Origin of the sequence: Streptomyces macrolidinus (assembly GCF_023887685.1) — a bacterium.
Classification (GTDB): domain Bacteria; phylum Actinomycetota; class Actinomycetes; order Streptomycetales; family Streptomycetaceae; genus Streptomyces; species Streptomyces macrolidinus.
This window is the reverse complement of the sequence record NZ_JAMWMR010000012.1, coordinates 59,870-75,136: the sequence shown is the minus strand read 5'-3', so window position 1 is coordinate 75,136 and position 15,267 is coordinate 59,870. Positions and strand designations below refer to the sequence as shown.

Annotated in this window: 15 protein-coding genes; 8 read left to right on the top strand and 7 right to left on the bottom strand. The window is 72.7% G+C overall.

Going from position 1 to position 15,267, the window contains the following annotated elements; all coding sequences use genetic code 11:
• Positions 1-18: 18 nt before the first annotated feature.
• Together NGF19_RS15755 and NGF19_RS15750 are read right to left on the bottom strand one after the other, a co-directional pair.
• On the bottom strand, positions 19-1,887 hold the full coding sequence (locus NGF19_RS15755; RefSeq protein ID WP_252425531.1) for a PAS domain S-box protein: 1,869 nt from the start codon (positions 1,885-1,887) through the stop codon (positions 19-21).
• A gap of 226 nt (positions 1,888-2,113) precedes the next feature.
• Positions 2,114-3,256, bottom strand: a complete 1,143-nt coding sequence (locus tag NGF19_RS15750; protein WP_252425530.1) for a site-2 protease family protein — start codon at positions 3,254-3,256, stop codon at positions 2,114-2,116.
• 361 nt (positions 3,257-3,617) lie between these two features.
• On the opposite strand from NGF19_RS15750, the gene NGF19_RS15745 reads away from it, so the two are divergent.
• Both NGF19_RS15745 and NGF19_RS15740 read left to right on the top strand, forming a co-directional pair.
• Positions 3,618-4,688 carry an alcohol dehydrogenase catalytic domain-containing protein gene (locus tag NGF19_RS15745; RefSeq protein WP_252425529.1) on the top strand — a complete coding sequence of 357 codons (1,071 nt, stop codon included), beginning with the start codon at positions 3,618-3,620 and terminating at the stop codon, positions 4,686-4,688.
• Between the two features lie 22 nt (positions 4,689-4,710).
• Entirely contained in the window at positions 4,711-5,151 is a 441-nt protein-coding gene (locus NGF19_RS15740) for a pyridoxamine 5'-phosphate oxidase family protein (RefSeq protein WP_252425528.1), read from the top strand.
• Between the two features lie 24 nt (positions 5,152-5,175).
• Here NGF19_RS15740 and NGF19_RS15735 read toward each other — a convergent pair whose 3' ends face one another.
• Positions 5,176-5,610, bottom strand: a complete 435-nt coding sequence (locus NGF19_RS15735) for a DUF7144 family membrane protein (RefSeq protein ID WP_252425527.1) — start codon at positions 5,608-5,610, stop codon at positions 5,176-5,178.
• 166 nt (positions 5,611-5,776) lie between these two features.
• Positions 5,777-6,217 (bottom strand): hypothetical protein, encoded by a 441-nt coding sequence (locus NGF19_RS15730; RefSeq protein WP_252425526.1) that lies wholly within the window; start codon positions 6,215-6,217, stop codon positions 5,777-5,779.
• Positions 6,218-6,693: 476 nt separating this feature from the next.
• On the opposite strand from NGF19_RS15730, the gene NGF19_RS15725 reads away from it, so the two are divergent.
• The 3 genes from NGF19_RS15725 (at position 6,694) to NGF19_RS15715 (ending at position 9,009) form a co-directional block, all read left to right on the top strand.
• Positions 6,694-7,503 (top strand): universal stress protein, encoded by an 810-nt coding sequence (locus tag NGF19_RS15725; protein WP_252425525.1) that lies wholly within the window; start codon positions 6,694-6,696, stop codon positions 7,501-7,503.
• A 186-nt stretch (positions 7,504-7,689) separates the two neighbouring features.
• Positions 7,690-8,412, top strand: coding sequence for a CBS domain-containing protein (locus tag NGF19_RS15720; protein WP_252425524.1), 723 nt, complete (start codon positions 7,690-7,692; stop codon positions 8,410-8,412).
• A gap of 6 nt (positions 8,413-8,418) precedes the next feature.
• Positions 8,419-9,009, top strand: coding sequence for an Rv1733c family protein (locus NGF19_RS15715; protein ID WP_252425523.1), 591 nt, complete (start codon positions 8,419-8,421; stop codon positions 9,007-9,009).
• Between the two features lie 16 nt (positions 9,010-9,025).
• On the opposite strand, the gene NGF19_RS15710 is transcribed toward NGF19_RS15715, so the two are convergent.
• Positions 9,026-9,646: a CBS domain-containing protein gene (locus tag NGF19_RS15710; RefSeq protein ID WP_289735095.1), complete on the bottom strand. Its 621-nt coding sequence runs from the start codon at positions 9,644-9,646 to the stop codon at positions 9,026-9,028.
• Between the two features lie 102 nt (positions 9,647-9,748).
• Complete coding sequence (locus NGF19_RS15705) at positions 9,749-10,207, bottom strand: Crp/Fnr family transcriptional regulator (protein ID WP_252425521.1); 459 nt, start codon at positions 10,205-10,207, stop codon at positions 9,749-9,751.
• A gap of 394 nt (positions 10,208-10,601) precedes the next feature.
• On the opposite strand from NGF19_RS15705, the gene NGF19_RS15700 reads away from it, so the two are divergent.
• The 3 genes from NGF19_RS15700 (at position 10,602) to NGF19_RS15690 (ending at position 14,978) form a co-directional block, all read left to right on the top strand.
• Positions 10,602-11,477, top strand: coding sequence for a universal stress protein (locus tag NGF19_RS15700; RefSeq protein ID WP_252425520.1), 876 nt, complete (start codon positions 10,602-10,604; stop codon positions 11,475-11,477).
• 69 nt (positions 11,478-11,546) lie between these two features.
• Positions 11,547-13,916 (top strand): glycoside hydrolase family 65 protein, encoded by a 2,370-nt coding sequence (locus tag NGF19_RS15695; RefSeq protein ID WP_252425519.1) that lies wholly within the window; start codon positions 11,547-11,549, stop codon positions 13,914-13,916.
• A 165-nt stretch (positions 13,917-14,081) separates the two neighbouring features.
• Positions 14,082-14,978: a universal stress protein gene (locus tag NGF19_RS15690; protein WP_252425518.1), complete on the top strand. Its 897-nt coding sequence runs from the start codon at positions 14,082-14,084 to the stop codon at positions 14,976-14,978.
• A gap of 20 nt (positions 14,979-14,998) precedes the next feature.
• On the opposite strand, the gene NGF19_RS15685 is transcribed toward NGF19_RS15690, so the two are convergent.
• A complete protein-coding gene (locus NGF19_RS15685; protein WP_252425517.1) occupies positions 14,999-15,256 on the bottom strand; it encodes a DUF1876 domain-containing protein in 258 nt (85 codons plus the stop codon).
• Positions 15,257-15,267 lie beyond the last annotated feature (11 nt).

The window sequence follows — 15,267 nt, the reverse complement described above, 5'->3', positions numbered from 1 at the left end:
CGCACACCTTGGGGAAGTTCATACCTTGAGGCTGAACCACGTCGTCTTCCCGTCGTCCGTGGGACGTACGCCCCAGTCGTCGGCCAGCGCGCGGACGAGGAGCAGGCCACGCCCCGACTCCTCGTCCTCGGCCGCGAGGCGCGGCTCGGGCAGATGGGGGCTGTGGTCGCTGACCTCGACGGTGAGATCGGTGTCGGTACGGCACACATGCAGACCGATCGGGCCCTGCGCGTGCCGCACGGCGTTGGTGAGGATCTCGGAGAGCAGCAGCCGCGTGTCGTCCTTCACGGCCGCGCACTCCCAGGCGTCGAGCGTCCGGTCGAGGAAGGCACGGCCCGCCGGTACGGACTCCGCCGCCGCGGGCAGCTCCGTGCCGGCCGTGGCCAGCGGGGCGGCGGGCAACTGCGTCAGCAGGAGCGTGACATCGTCGTGCCCGTCGGCGTCCGGCAGCAGGGTCGCGAGGACATGGTCGGCCACCGCCTCCAGGTCGGGGGCCGCGGTGGCGAGCCGGTCGAGGGTGGTGACGAGCTGGGTCACCTGGTCCTCTATGTCGCTGCCCGGGGTCTCGACCAGACCGTCCGTGTAGAGCACGAGGGTGGCGCCCCGTGCGATCGTGGTGCGGCGCTGCTCGTAGATCACACCGCCGACGCCGAGGGGCGCGTTCACCGGAGCGGGGAGCGTGCGGGCGCCCTCACCGGGGACGGCGACGAGCGCGGGCAGATGTCCGGCGGAGCAGATCGTCACCTCTCCCGCGTCGGCCGCGATGATCAGATAGCAGCAGGTCACCAACTGGTCCGGGACCTCCAGATCGGCGACGACGGTGTCCAGGGCCTGCATCAACTGACGTGGCTGCAACCCCGTCTTGGCCAACGCGTGCGAGGCGGAACGGAGTTGGCCCATGACGGCCGCCGCCTCCAGCCCGCGGCCCATCACATCGCCGATCAGTACGCCGACCCGCCCCGCGCCCAGCGGGATCAGATCGAACCAGTCGCCGCCCACCCCGGCACCCTGGGTCGCGGGCAGATAGCGGCTGGCGGTGGCGAGGCCGGGGATGGCGGGCGGTGTGCCCATCAGGCTGCGCTGCAGGGTGAGAGCTATGTGCCGCTGCTGCTCGTACAGCTTCGTCAGCTCCGCCTCGGCGCGCTTGCGGTCGCTGATGTCCCGGACGATCGCGCACGCCCCGATGACCTCACCGTCCGGAGCGCGGGTCGGCCACAGGGTCACATCGACGTCCAGCAGTTCACCGGAACGAGTGACGCGCAGTGTCTCGAAGTGCTCGACCTTCTCACCCTGGCGCAGCCGCTCCAGCAACGCGGTGATCTCGTCCCCCCGGTCGGGCGGCGCCAGGATCGCCACATGGCGCCCCAGCGCTTCCTCCGCGGTGAACTCGTACAGCCGCTGGGCCGCCGCGTTCCAGTACGTGATGCGGCCGTCGAGGGTCTTGGCGAGGATCGCGTCCTGCGAGGACTCGACCAGCGCGGCCAGCTCGTTGATCCGCTCCTCGGCCGCCTTGCGTTCGCTGACGTCGCGTACGGCGGCGGAGACGAGGAGGCCGTCGGAGGTCTCCAGGGGGCTGAGGCTGATCTCGACGGGGAACTCGGTGCCGTCCTTGCGTAACCCGTACAGGTCGAGTCCGGCGCCCATGGGCCGTACCTGCTGGTTGAGGGCGTACGCGGCCCGGTGGTCGGTGTGGTGGGCGCGGAAGCGGCCGGGGACGAGGAGTTCGACGGGGTGGCCGAGGAGTTCGTCGCGCCGGTAGCCGAAGAGCGCTTCGGTCTGGGCGTTGACGAGCCGGATCGTGCCGGTGTCGTCGACGATGACCATGGCGTCGGGTGCCGCCTCCAGCAGCCCGCGAAACCTTTCCTCAGCGGCGCCCGGACCGCCCACGCCGATCGGGGCACCACACCGGCACCTCTGCTGTCCCACCACGTGGGTGGGACAGGGCACTGTTTCGGCCACGTCGCTCACTTCCCCTCCCGCCCCCCGGCTCACCGACAAGACGCGCCATCTCAGCGCAACCGAGGTGCCCGCGCAAGGGGAACGTCGGTTTGATACCCCACATCGCCCGAACCTGTCCGCCCACGGCGAGCGGAGTGATCGCTACGGTTCCGTCTCAGTCCCGCGTACGGCCGGCCGCCGTCAGCCAGGTCACGATCCGGCCGATGTCGTCCCGGGTGACGATGCCGATCAGCCGCCCCTCGGCGTCGAGGACGAGCGCCCTGCGGTCCGTGCTCGCGTCCAGGCGCGGCAGCAGGTCCATGACCATGTCGTCGGGGCCGGTCGTCTCGACCTCGGACAGCGGGCGCATCACGTCCCCGATCGTGGTCATCGCACGCGCTTGCGGGGGCACGCGGTTGATCAGCTCGACGGTCACCAGCCCCGCCACCCGGCCGTCGGCCGACTCCACGGGGAACGCGGGGTGCCGGTAGCGGCCGTACGGGGCTTCGGCCAGGAACTGGGCGACGGTCACCGCGGCCGGGAGACTGACCGGGGAGTGCGTCATGACCCGGCTGACGGGGATGCCGTGCAGGACGCCCCGCAGTTCCGCCTGACGGGCCTCGGCCGTCGCGGCGGCGATGAGGAACCAGCCCACCAGAGCCGCCCACAGCCCCGAGAGACTGCCGCCGAGGAGCACGGCCGCGAGCCCGGCGGCCACCATGAGCCAGCCCAGCGCCCGCCCCGCGGCCGAGGCGCCACGGGTCGCCCGCAGCCGGTCGCCGCTGCGATGCCACAGGAACGAGCGCAGGATCCGACCGCCGTCGAGCGGAGCCGCGGGCAGCGCGTTGAAGACGGCCAGCAGGATGTTGATCCCGGCGAGCCAGGCCACGGCCTCCACCACCAGACCCGGCACGCGCAGGGCGTCAAGACCCACCGCGAGACCGGTGAACGCCCCGCCCAGCACCAGGCTGGTGAGCGGACCCACCGCGGCGATCCGCAGCTCCGCGCCCGGCGTCGGCGCCTCGTTGCGCAGCCGGGCGGCACCGCCCAGCATCCACAGCGTGATGCCGTCGACCTGCACGTCGTTGCGGCGCGCGACGATCGCGTGCGCGAGTTCATGGGCGAGCAGCGAGGCGAGGAACACCAGCGAGGTCAGCACGGCCAGCGCCCAGTAGGCCGCGGTCGACTGACCGGGGTGGGCCAGCGGGAAGCGCCCGCGCGCCAGCCCGAGGGCGATCAGCACGACGATGACCAGCACGCTCCAGTGCACACCCACGCGCACACCGGCGATCCGCCCGAGGGACACCGTCTCGTTCACCGCACGCCCCGCCTTCCGTCTTCCGGTGCCGCGCCGACAGAGCCGTACCCTCGTGGTCCCGCGCGTGCGGGCACGCCGGTACGGCGACACGCGCCCCGCTCTCCCATTGCACCGCGCCCCGGTGCCGCCCGCCCGTCGTTCGCCGTTCGCCCCGAGGGCGGGCGTACCGGCCCTGGACCCCGTCCGGCCGGGCGATGGGGGCCGACCGGCCCAAGCGCGCCACCGGGTGCTCGGACAAGCTGGACCGTGCAGGGCAATCCCGGCGTCGCGCCGAAGGCCCGGCCCCACCGGCGTTCGGCGGCACACCGCAAGCGAAGCCCGGGGAATCCGGGGCCCACGGGGAGAGGAAGGGGAGACCGTCATGAAGGGCTATGTCTTCCACGGCCCCGGACAGTCCGCCTGGCAGGACGTCCCCGACGCCACGATCGAGGAACCCACCGACGCGATCGTGCGCGTCGACGTCGTCACCCTCTGCGGTACGGACCTGCACATCCTCAAGGGCGACGTGCCCGACGTGCGCCCCGGCACCGTCCTCGGGCACGAGGCGGTCGGTGAGATCGTCGAGACCGGCCGGGAGGTGCACGGCGTCCAGCCGGGCGACCGCGTCCTCGTCTCCTGCATCACCGCCTGCGGTCGCTGCTCTCCCTGCCGGGAGCGTGCGTACAGCCAGTGCCGCGGTGGCGGGGGCTGGACCCTCGGCCATCTGATCGACGGCACCCAGGCCGAGTACGTCCGTGTCCCCTTCGCCGACCTCTCCGTCCACCCGCTGCCCGGTGCCCTGGACGCCAAGGACGCCGTGCTGCTCGCGGACATCTTCCCCACCGCCTACGAGGTCGGGGTGCTCAACGGGCGGGTGCGGCCCGGGGACTTCGTCGTCGTGGTGGGGGCGGGCCCCGTCGGGCTCGCGGCGATCGCCACGGCCCGGCTGCTCTCCCCGCGGCACATCCTCGCCGTGGACCTGGCCGCGCCCCGGCTGGAGGCCGCCAAGCGACTCGGCGCCGACGCCGTGGCCGACGTCCGGGAGGCCCCCGAGGAGCTGGTCCGCGACCTCACGGACGGGCTCGGCGCGGACGTGGTCATCGAGGCGGTCGGCGCACCCGAGAGCTTCGACCTGTGCACGCGCATGGTGCGCCCCGGCGGGCATCTGGCCAACGTCGGCGTGCACGGCAAGCCTGTCACCCTCCATCTGGAGGACCTGTGGAGCAGGAACCTGACGCTCACCACCGGGCTGGTCGACACCTCCTCCACCCCCACGCTGCTGCGGATGGCGGCCACCGGCCGACTGCCCACCGCCCCGCTGGTCACCCACACCTTCCCGCTGGACCGGATGGAGGAGGCGTACGACGTCTTCGCCCATGCCGCCGAGACCGGCGCGCTCAAGGTGGTCCTGGGCGGCGAGCAGCACGAACTCGTCGCGGTTCAGCCCGCGTAACCGACGGAAGACGGACTGGCACATGTACCCGAACGACGGATTCCGCGAACTCGAACGCGCCGAGTGCCTGCGCCTGTTGGCGAAGGTCCCCGTCGGCCGTATCGTCCACACCCGTCAGGCCCTGCCCGCGGTCGTGCCGCTGAACTTCCGTCTGGACGACGACGGTTCGGTGGTGGTGCGCATCTCGGCGCGCTCGGAGCTGGTGCGCGCGATCGACGGTTCGGTGGTCGCCTTCGAGGCGGACGAGATCGATGCGGGCGCGCAGTCCGGCTGGAGCGTGGTCGTCACGGGTGCCGCCGCGGTGGTGACCGACCCGGCCGCCTGCGAGCGACTGGCCCGGACCGGCCCGCAGTCCTGGGCGCCCTCACCGCAGGAGGTCTTCGTACGCATCCGGCCCGAGTTGGTGACGGGTCGTCAACTCGTGGGCGGGCGAACCCTGTACGGGGTGGATCTGCCCTCCTGAGTCGCGCGCGGGCAGCGACCGGGATCAGCGCCGCCCCAGATCGAAGTCGGGAGGGAACCTGCTCAGGACCCAGATGGTGATGAGGTCCAGGGCCATCACGCTGATCGACCACAGTGGATAGTGCGGGATGAACATGAACTGGGTGATCAGGCTCACCGCCGCCGCGGCCACACCGGCACCCCGGCCCCATGCCTTGCCGGTCAGGACGCCGAGCCCCGCGACGATCAGCGCGACACCGACCACGAGATGGATCCAGCCCCAGGCCGTCAGGTCGAAGCGGTACTCGTACGGGGGTGTCCCGCCGTACAGGGTGTCGCGTGCGACGGCGGAGACGCCCTGGAGGAGGCTGAGCACACCGCTCAACTCCAGCATGAACCCGGCGAACCGGTACACCCCGTGCACCCGACCGGGGTCGGCGGGCGCCGGTCCCGGTCGCGCCCTGCCTGGCGTCTCTGTCATGCCGTCACCTTCCTGAACCGTGCGGCCCTCGCCGCACACCGCTGTGCCGGCCGCGCTGCGCCGACAGACACAGGCGCGGATCCAGCCTTGCCCGGCTCCCCTCGCGCCGCGACCTCACGAACCCGTCCGGGTGATGTGGCCGCGGGACGCCCGGCGGCCCGCCGGATCAGTAGCGTTGGGCCTTGACGAGACGGGGCGTCAGCGGCGGTTCGGCGGGTTGGCGGGTGAACGCGACGGGCTGCGCCTTGTGGCCGGGCGCGAGGTTCTCCGCACCGACGAACTGCGTCTCCAGCACCCGGCCGTCCGCGTTCTCGAAGTCGATCTGCACGGCGTAACTGGCCTTGTGGTGGGTCTTGTTCATGATGGTGACCAGCACGGCGAGCACGCCCCCGGTCTGGGACTTGGGCAGCCCCTTCATGCTGACGTCGGCGTGCGCGTTCCCCCCGCCGTGCACATGCGAGAGTTCCTTCTTGGCGGCTGCGGCGGCGTGGGCCGACTGGGCGGACACCGACGCCTCGAACTCCGAGGCGCGGGCCTCGGCGGAAGAGGCTCTCGCCTTCGCGGAGGAGATCGCGGCGGACGCGGAGGAGGCCAGGGCGGAAGGCACTTCCCCGGTGAACGATGCCGTGTTCGGGGGAGTGGGCCGCTCGGTGGGCGAAGGGGCTTGACCGCCATGGGCGCACCCGGTCAGCACAACGGCCGCAAGAGTGCAGACCACAGCGGCCGACAGCGGAGCGCCAGGGCCTGTACGGCGAGGTGCCGTGCCGGGCGTCGCGACGCGGGCGGGCAACTCCGTGCAGGCCCCAGGGCTCGGTGGGGGAGTGCGGACCGAGGAACGGCAGGGCATGGGCTCTCTTCCTTCGGGCAGGGGCACGTTCGAGACCAATCGTCGGTGCTGTGCCGCCACCCCGCGACTCGACCGCCGTCACTCTCGGGAGGTGGTTCGAGCGGTCCTCGACAGGAGGGCGCGCGGCCGTCGTACGCCCGGCCCAGGGCCGATCGGCCGCACATCGGGACCTGCGGGCCCTGCTGTCACCGCCCCCGGAACAGCACAGTGAGGGTGTCATCGAAGGAGGCCCGCTCATGTCCCCTGCCGTCGCCGTCGGTCTGGACGGTTCGCCCGAGAGCCTCGCCGCGGTCGACTGGGCCGCTCGTGAAGCGCTGCTCAGCCGAGCGGAGTTGAGAATCGTGCACGCCGGGGACCAACCCCCGTACGACCACGAGTCGGTCCCCCGGCCCGCACACATGCTGCTCGACGTCCGGGACTCGCTGATGGATCGTCACCCCGGCCTCCCGGTCGCCGTCCACCAGGTCCCCGGACCGGCCGCCTCGGCCCTGTCGGCCGTCGCGGACGAGGCCCGGCTGATGGTGCTCGGCACACGCGGGCCGGGCCGGGCGGCCGGGCTGCTGCTCGGTTCCGTGGCCCGCGCCGTGGTGGCCCGCGCCCAGCACCCCGTCGTCCTCGTACGCGCCGGATTCGCCGCCACGGACGAGCACATGGCCGATCCGCTCGACGCCGCCGCACCGCACGACGACGTCGTCGTCGGGCTCGACCTGCGCGATCCGCACGACGCGGTCCTCCGGTTCGCGTTCGACGCGGCCTCCCGCCGGGCCGTTCCCCTGCGCGTCGTCCAGGGCCGCAGGCACCCGGCGGACCGGGTCACCGTCACCGCCCTGCGCGTCTGGCGGGAGAAGTTCCCCGACGTCGAGGTCATCGAACAGTGTGTGATCGGCACGGCGGGCTCGCATCTGGCGGACGCCTCCCACGACGCCTCACTCGTCGTCGTGGGCCGCAGAAGGCGCCCGGCGCCGGTCGGCCCGCACATCGGCCCCGTGACGCACGCGGTCCTGCGCCACGCGGTGGCGCCGGTCGTGGTGGTCCCGCACGAGTGACCTGCGACCCCGGGGGCAGCGGGGCTACGCTTGCCGGACGCGGCCTGTTCGAACGAGAGCCGGTCGGAACGCGAGGCGGGGCCACTCGGCCCAAGCTTCCGCCCGGCCGATGCCCCCACGCTGGCTTCCTGAGCACCCGTTCCACACCGCACCTGTCCCCCTCTGAGCCCCACCGGAGGACACACCATGCAGCGCACCCCCCACCTCGTCGGCGATGTCATGACCAGTGAGGTCGTCGCGCTCCGCCGCACCGCGACGTTCAAGGACATCGTCAGGGCCATGCGGCAGCGGAAGGTCAGTGCCGTGCCCGTCCTGGCGGAGGACAACCGGGTCGTCGGGGTCGTCTCCGAGGCCGACCTGCTCCGCAAGGAGGAGTTCCGCGACATCGAGGACGCCGATCTGCCCCGGACCCGGGTCCGCTCGACCGAGCGCCTCACCGCCGAGTATCTGGAGCGCCTCGCCCACCTCGCCAAGGCCGACGCCGTGACCGCCGGGGAGTTGATGAGCGCGCCGGCCGTCACCGTCCGTGCCGACGCGACCGTGGCCCAGGCCGCCCGCACCATGGCCCGCGCCCAGGTCAAGCGGCTGCCCGTCGTCGGCGACGACGACGCGCTGCTGGGCATCGTCAGCCGCGTCGACCTGCTCAAGGTGTTCCTGCGGGACGACGAGGACATCGCCGAGGAGATCCGGTACGACATCGTCGCCTCCCTCGTCCCCGCCCCGCTGGAGCCGGTCCGGGTGGAGGTGCGCGACGGCGTCGTGAAGCTCACCGGTCGGGTCCGGGACACCTCCCTCGTGCCCGTCGTCACCCGCCTGGTGCGAGGCGTCGAGGGCGTGGTGGACGTGGACTGCGCGCTCATGGGACCGCCCCGCCGCCCGGACCTCGATCCCGACCTCGAGGAAAGGTGACGACCGATGAGGACGACACCTCGGAGGACGGGGGCGATACGGCTGTGGCGGTGGCGAGCCAATCCGCTGAAGCGCCGCAGTGACCGTGTGGAGGGATGGATCATCCTCACCACCTGGCTCGTCGCTCTCCTGACCGGGGTGCTCGGTGGCCTCGCGACGACGGTGGCGGTGGAACACGGGCTGGCCGCCCGCCGCGCCGGGACGCACCGGGTGACGGCCGCGCTCACCCAGGACGCGACGGCCTCCGCACAGGCGGGGGCCGTCCACACCGACGGCGGTGCGTGGGCGAAGGTGCGCTGGAAGGCCCCGGACGGCTCCCCGCGCACGGCCGTGACCCGGGTCGACGCCGATCTGAAGGCGGGTGCCCCGGTCACCCTGTGGACGGACCGTTCCGGCGAGATGGTTCCCCGCCCGGCCACCGCGGAGCAGACCCGGACCGAGGCGAGGCTGGTCGGCGCGCTGGTCGGGCTCAGCGCCGCGGGCGGTGTGCTGGTCTGCGGGCGGCTGGTCCGCGCGCGCCTGGAACGGCAGCGCATGGCGGACTGGGACCACGAGTGGGAGCTGGTCGAGCCGAGGTGGCGCCGGACGCCCGGCTGACACCTGTCGGCGCGGTTCACCCTTCGCCGGTCGGCGAGATATGGCAGTCCACGTCCACCACGCCCTCCACACCCCGTACGAGGCGGATGGTCACCGGGATCAGGGCGGCCTCCCGGATCGTGCCGGTGAGGGTGACGACGCCCTCGGTGACGATGATGTGGACCGGCTCCACGGGCGCGGGGAAGAGGACGTCCACGATCTCGCGCCGCACCTCGTCCGCGATCTCCTTGTCCGGCCGCAGGAACACCTTGAGCAGATCCGCGCGGCTGACGACGCCCTCCAGCATGTCCTGGTCGTCGACCACCGGAAGCCGTTTCACCTTGCGCTGGGCCATGATGCGGGCGGCCTGGGCGAGGGTGCTGTGGGCGTGGACGGTGATCGCGGGTGCGGACATCAGGTCCCCCGCCGTGAGCGCACCGGCCTTCGCCAGGTCCGACATGCGCCGAAGCTGGGTGTGCCGGTCCGGGTCGCTGTCGCGGAACTCCTCCTTGGGCAGCAGATCGGCCTCGGAGACGACCCCGACCACCCGGCCCTCGCCCTCCAGTACCGGAAGGGCGCTGACCTGCCACTGCTCCATCAGCCGGACGATGTCCTTGAACAGGGCGTCACGGCCGACGGCGACCGCGGTACGCGTCATCACGTCGCTCACGAGGTGCGGGGTGCCGGGCACGGTCTCCTCCACGGGGGTCGAAGGCGTACGGCGGGACGACGACCGGCGGGGGCCGGCGCCGGGACACGGTCAGGCCGTGTCACCGCTGCCGTAAGGGGCGTACAGGTCGAGCAGCCGGGTACGGGCCGCCTGCAGCCGGTGCGCCACCACGGCCCCCACCCACAGGGCGATCGCACGGCCGAACTCCGGGTTCTGCGCGCACAACTCCCGTACGGCCACCGCGTCGAACTCGTACGCCCGCACCGGACTCGTGGCCTCGGCGCCGAGTTGCCACACATAGGGCTTGAAGTGCCAGGACCAGCCGACCAGTTCGTCATGCCCGAGGGTGTCGATGACGGCGGCCCGGCGGCCGGGCACATGCAGGTCCAGGGCCACGGTCCCGGTCCGTACGATCCAGAACCGGTCGGCACGCCACCCCTCCTCGAACAAGCGGCTGCCCGCCTCGAAGGAGACCTCGCGGGCGATCCTCATCAGCCGCTCGCGGTGCTCGGCCGGGAGAGCCGCGGTCATGGTCGTGACAGACGCCATCGCTCGTGTCCCTTCGTACGAGGACGCGGTGTCGAGCCCGCGTCGCCGCACGGCGGGAAGGGCCCCATCCGCTTCTCGCGGATCCCGATTGCGCGGTGCGCGGCCGTGGGCCGCTTCCCCGCGCCAGTTCCGGGTCCTTCCCGTCACCTCCAGCACACCACGCGAACGCCCGAACCACCAGCCGATCCACCCCCACGCTCCCGTAGGGCACCGCTCGCCCCGCATGGGCCGAAGGTCCCCGCCAGGGGCCGAACCGCCCCTCCTGCCACCCCGCCACGGATGCGACGGTGAAGACGGACCACGATGGTGAAGACGGACCGCGACCGTGAAGACGGATCACGACCGTGAAGACGGATCCGATCGACTTCCCGCCCTGCGAAAGGCGGTGGACGGCATGGAGCTGCCCCTGGTCGTGGGTGTCGACGGATCGGGCTTCGGCCTCATGGCGGTCGACTGGGCGGTGGACGAGGCGGCCCGGCACGGTCTCCCGCTCCGGCTGGTGCACGCCTCCCTGTGGGAACGCTACGAAGGCGCCACCGCGTCGAGCGACCCGCAACCCGCCACCGAGAAGGACATGGCGGAGAAGATCGTCGCCTCCGCCGCGGAACGCGCCCGCCGCCGCGACCCCGCCGTCCGGCTGAGCACGGACATCCTCCCCGAGGAAGCGGTGACCGCCCTCCTGCGCGAAGGCAGCCGCGCCTTCGCCCTGGTGACCGGCACCCGGGGCCGCAGCGAACTGACCGGACTGCTCCTCGGCTCGGTGAGCCTGGCCGTGGCCGCCCGCGCCCCCTGCCCCGTGATCGTCGTGCGCGGCGACCGGACGGGCCTGGCCGGTGACCACGATCGGATCCTGCTGGGCGCCGGGGAGCCCGACACCGGCGGCGAGGCGGTGCGCTTCGCCTTCCGCGAGGCCGAGGTACGCAAGTGCGTCCTCGACGTCGTACGGGCCTGGCACCGCCCCGCCTACGAGAGCACCGATCTCGCCGTGTCCACGGCGGAAGCGGCACACCGGCACGAGCAGGAGGCGGCCGACCACCTCGACGCCCTGCTCCGGCAGGCGATGACGGACCACCCCACGGTCCGGGTACGCCCCGCCACGGCCGAAGGGCCCACCCGTACCGTGCTGGTGAAGCGCTCGGCCGCCGCCGACCTCGTCGTCATCGGGTCCCGGCCGGTCCACAGCCACCTCGGCCTCCGGCTCGGCCGGGTGGGCCACACGCTGCTGCATCACGCGCAGTGCCCGGTCGCGGTCGTACCCCAAGGGGAGTGACCATGGTGCGGCAGGCGCCGGAGCCGTCGCGGACGGCCCCGGAGAACTGCTCATGGGAGGAACGCCTCAGTGACGGTCTGGACCTGGCAGTACGAGGGCTACAACCCCCTGGACGAACGCGTGCGGGAATCCTTGTGCGTGCTGGGCAACGGCTATCTGGCCACCCGCGGGGCGCTGCCCGAGTGCACCGCCGACGACGTGCACCACCCGGGCACCTATGTGGCCGGCTGCTACAACCGCCTCACCTCACGCGTGGCCGGACGCCAGGTGGAGAACGAGGACATGGTCAACCTCCCGAACTGGCTTCCGCTCCGCTTCCGCCTCGCCGGACAGGAGTGGCTCACCCCGGACACCCAGGCCGTGCTCGACCACCGGCAGGTGCTGCATCTGTCCTCAGGGATGCTGGAGCGCCGCACGCGCTACGGGCTCGGCGGGGGCCGGGCGCTGTCCGTACGCCAACTGCGCATCGCGCACATGGCCGACCCGCATCTCGCCGCCCTGCGCACCGAGCTCACGGCCGAGGGCTTCGACGGCGTCCTGGAGGTCGAGGCCGCCCTCGACGGGGGAGTGGCCAACACCGGCGTGGCCCGCTACCGGGACCTGGCGGGCCGCCATCTGGTCCACGTCCACAGCGGCACCACGGCCCCGGACACGGTGTGGCTGCGCTGCCGCACCCGTACCTCCGACATCCGGATCGGCCTGGCCTCCCGGCTGACCGCCGACGCGCCCGTCACCAGCGAGCACCCGCACCCGCGCGCCGTCCAGCGGGTGAGCCTCGACCTGGCCGCGGGCCGGACCGCCACCGTCGACAAGGTCGTCGCCCTGCACACCTCCCGCGACCCCGCGATCAGCGACCCCCTGTGCGCCGCGATCGCCCGGGTCGCCGAAGCGCCCGGCTTCGACGCGCTCCTGGTGCCCCACCGCACCGCCTGGGACCAGCTCTGGCGCCGCACCGGCCTGGACGTCTCCGGGGAGGCGGGCCGCATCCTGCGGCTGCACCTCTTCCATGTGCTCCAGACCCTCTCGCCGCACACCGCCGACCTCGACGTGGGCGTACCCGCCCGAGGACTGCACGGCGAGGCCTACCGCGGCCATGTCTTCTGGGACGAACTGTTCGTGCTGCCCTACCTCAACCTGCACTTCCCCGAGGTCTCCCGCGCCCTGCTCCACTACCGCCACCGGCGCCTGGAACGCGCCCGCGCCGCGGCACGCGCGATCGGCCGACGCGGGGCGCTCTACCCCTGGCAGAGCGGCAGCGACGGCCGCGAGGAGACCCAGGAACTGCACCTCAACCCCCGCTCCGGACGCTGGCTGCCCGACAACTCCCGCCTCCAGCGGCACGTCGGCTCGGCCGTGGCGTACAACGTGTGGCAGTACAGCGAGGCCAGCGGCGACGCCGAGTTCCTGCACACCAAGGGGGCCGAGATGCTCCTGCAGATCGCCCGCTTCTGGGCGGACTCGGCGACCTGGGACGAGAACCTCTCCCGGCACCGCATCCGGGGCGTGGTCGGCCCCGACGAGTACCACGACGCCTACCCCGACGCGCGCGAGCCCGGCCTCGACGACAACACGTACACCAACGTGACCGCCGCCTGGGTGCTCACCCGGACCCTGGACGTGCTGCGCACCCTCCCCGAACCCCGACGCCGCGAACTCGTCGAACGCACCGAGCTGGACGAGGGCGAACTCGAACGCTGGGAGGAGGTCTCCCGCACCCTCCACGTCCCCTTCCACGACGGGGTCATCAGCCAGTTCGACGGCTACGGCGACCTCGCCGAGCTGGACTGGGACGGCTACCGCGAGCGCTACGGCGACATCCGGCGCCTGGACCGGATCCTGGAGGCGGAGGGCGACACCGTCAACCGCTACCAGGCCTCCAAGCAGGCCGACGTCCTGATGCTGGGCTATCTCTTCCCGCCGGACGAACTCCGGTTCCTCTTCGGCCGGTTGGGGCACTCACTGGACGACGACACCTGGCGGCGCACCGTCGACTACTACCTGTCCCGCACCAGCCACGGGTCCACGCTCAGCGGCCTCGTCCACAGTTGGGTCCTGGCCCGCGCCCGACGCACGGGCGCCTGGGAGTTCTTCCAGGAGGCGCTGCGCGGCGACATCGCCGACCTCCAGGGCGGCACCACCGGCGAGGGCATCCACCTCGGCGCGATGGCCGGCACTCTCGACCTCGTCCAGCGCGGACTGACCGGCCTGGAGACCCGCGACGGTACGCTCCGGCTCGACCCCGCGCCGCTGCCGGAACTGTCGTCGTACGGGTTCGCCATCCGCTACCAGGGCCACTGGGGCGTACGGCTGACGCTGGAGCACGGCTCGCTCCAGATCGCGGTGCCGTCCTCCGACCGTTCCCCCATCGACATCCGTATGGCGGACCGCGCGGTGCCTCTGGAGCCGGGGGAGACCTGTCTGCTGCTGCTCCGGGACTGAAGGGCTCCGAGGGCCTGAGGGGTACGGCGACGGGGTGCGGCGATGGGGTAGGGCGACGGGGTGCGGCGATGGGCCGGACGGTCCCCCGGCGAGGCTCGTCAGCCCATGCCCTCCGCGTGCCCCGGCGCCATGCTGGGAGGGGAACGAAGAGCACGGGAGGTGGACGTGGAAGCCAAGCTGTCGCCCGTCGTCGCCGGTGTCGACGGATCCGCCGAGAGCCTGTCAGCCGCCGAGTGGGCGGCGCGCGAGGCGCTGCGCCGAGGCCGTCCGCTGCTCCTGGTGCACGCCTTCCGCCGCCATCCCCGGCAGCAGGCGGACGCGTCCGAGAACGGTGCCCCGCCGCGCGACGTCCTGCGCGCGGCGGCCGAACACCTCCGCCGCGCCTGCCCCGGCGTCCGCGTGGCGGACGAGCCGGTCGAGGGCCCGGCCCCCGAGGCCCTGCTGCGGGCCGCCGAAGACGCGGAGCTGCTGGTGGTGGGCTCACGCGGGCTCAGCGGCATCAAGGGCTTGCTGGTGGGCTCGGTCGCCCTCGCCGTGGTGGCCGACGCGACACGGCCCGTCGTCCTCGTACGCGCGGGGGAGCAGACCGAGGACGAACCGGCGGACGGCACAGGCCCGCCCACCGGCTGCCCGGACGTCGTGCTCGGCATCGATGTCGCGGACCCGTGCGACGAGGTCATCGAGTTCGCCTTCGAGGCCGCCCGGCTCCGCAAGGCCCGGCTGCGGGTCCTGTACGCCTGGCACGCGCCGTCCCCGTTCGGCCTCGGTAACGGTGACATCGGCCTGGTGAGCGGCGCCGAGCGGGCGGCGGAGTGGCTGCGCTTCCTGTCCGCCGTGCTCCACCCCTGGCGGGAGAAGTACCCGCGCGTGGAGGTCCTGGAGTCGGTGCTCGCGGACAAGCCGTCCACGGGGCTCGTACGGGCCGCGTCGTCGGCGAGTCTGCTGGTCGTGGGCCGCCGACGACGGCTGACCGCGCGGGCCGACGGCTCGCACACCGGCCCCATCACCCACGCGGTGATCCGCCGCGCCGGCTGCCCGGTGGCCGTCGTCCCGCACGCGTGAGTCAGGCTGTCGCGCGGCCGTCAGGGTGTGGCGGGACCCGCCATCTCCACGATGTCGTCGGAGGCGACGTCATGCAGCCGGATGGCGAGATCCTCCAGCGCGCGGCTGACGGCGAGTTCGTCCCCGATCTCGGGGATCGGCCGGTCGACCGGATTGCGCCGGGCCTCGCCTCTGCCGGTGACGGTCGACGTGTCGCGCGTAGTCAGCACGGCGCGCGCGTGGGTGTCGTCGCCTTCCTCGGTGATGTAGATCTGCACGGTCCAGTTCTTGGCTTCCATCGTGATCACTT